This window comes from Psychrobacter sp. 1Y4, from assembly GCF_051847555.1.
Genome location: NZ_JBPYDE010000180.1, coordinates 1 through 1,012, shown reverse-complemented (window position 1 = coordinate 1,012; position 1,012 = coordinate 1). Strand labels below are relative to the sequence as shown.

Annotated in this window: 1 protein-coding gene; it reads right to left on the bottom strand. The window is 43.3% G+C overall.

All coding sequences use genetic code 11. From position 1 onward, the window contains the following. Nucleotides 1–1,012: type I restriction endonuclease subunit R, EcoR124 family (locus ACS8FC_RS15110; protein ID WP_439297374.1), on the bottom strand; the 1,012-nt coding region annotated here is incomplete at both ends.

Sequence of the window (1,012 nt, the reverse complement as noted above, 5' to 3'; positions counted from 1 at the left end):
ATAAAACTTCTGGATAAAGTCACGAGTCTTGCCCATGAGTCTCTCGTGAAGGGGCTTGCGCTCAAATAGCTTAACTTTATAGTTAGGTAGCGCTTTCACTTCGTTACGGTCAGGTAGTCTCTTGCTAGTCTCATATTTTCTGAGGATCTCTTGCATGACGTCGGCTTTTAGGTTGTTGTCTTTGCATAGTTCTTGATAGGCGGCTTCTTTTTCTACGTCCCAAAAGTGTGCAAAAGCCTCCTCTACTGTCTGACCATCTGGCATTTTAGGCATCTGCTCATTGATGAACTTTTGGATAAGTTCCTGCTTGTCACGGAAGGTCGGCTCATTCATGATTAAGTCGTCCACCTGGGCTTGGTACTGGGCTGCCTTTTCCTCGTTACCCTCGTCTTGCTCTTTATTGGCTTGCTTGAGTAGCTCTAATATGTAGCTGACGTTGATGCGGTCGCTGTGCAGCATCTCAATCTGGAAGTTAATGTCATCTAGTACTGAGGTTTTATCCTCGCTATTTTTATTTTGGGTACGAATATTGCGGTATAGATCTATATATTTACTGGCAAAATTGGCAAAGTCTTCTTTATTCAGATCTGTATCAGCTTGGTCGTAGTCCACGAAAGTGCCTAGCTGCTCGTTATAGCGCATCACTTCTCGAAATGCTTTGATAAATGCCAACTGCTCGTCTTCAGTCTCTAGTGTGTCAACGGCCTTATAATCAGCACAGATATCTAAGAGATTCTTAGCGGCTTGATCATAGTGCTTTTGGAGCTCATGCATCTCAGGAATGACGGCGATATCTTTCGCTTTCTTGTTAGCAAACAGGGCTAGAGCGTCGTCGGTGTTTTGCTTTAGGTTACGAAAGCAGACGATATTACCAAAGGGTTTTTTGTCGTTATAGATACGATTGGTGCGTGAGAAAGCTTGCACCAAACCATGGTACTTTAGGTTCTTATCCACGTATAACGTATTTAAGGTTTTGGCGTCGAATCCTGTGAGAAACATGTTCACAACGATA